Raw genomic sequence first — 288 nt, 5'->3', positions numbered from 1 at the left:
CGCGCCCAGGCCCTCCACCGGATGCGTGGCACGATGGGTCACGCTGGGCGTGGAGGTGTAGACCAGCCGGGTGATGCCCTGCGCGCGGCACGCTGCGATGACGTTGTCGGTGCCGACCACGTTGGCCTGGTGGTAGCTGTCATAGCTGCCCCACGCCCCGGCCTTGGCACCGTTGTGGAACACCGCATCGACGCCGGCCACCGCGTGCAGCACCGCCTGTGCATCGGCGAGGTCGCCGCGGATCTGGCCCACGCCGATCGCCCGCAGCGCTGGGTAATGACTGCGGTT

The 288-nt window shown here is 70.5% G+C and carries 1 protein-coding gene; it reads right to left on the bottom strand.

Annotated elements, in window-relative coordinates; genetic code table 11:
* Positions 1 to 288, bottom strand: a 288-nt coding sequence (locus EN846_RS34635) for an NAD(P)H-binding protein (RefSeq protein ID WP_135928167.1), incomplete at both ends; no start/stop codon positions are given.

The sequence above is a fragment of the Mesorhizobium sp. M4B.F.Ca.ET.203.01.1.1 genome (assembly GCF_004791025.1).
GTDB classification, from domain to species: domain Bacteria; phylum Pseudomonadota; class Alphaproteobacteria; order Rhizobiales; family Rhizobiaceae; genus Mesorhizobium; species Mesorhizobium abyssinicae.
This window is presented reverse-complemented; position numbering and strand designations above follow the sequence as displayed.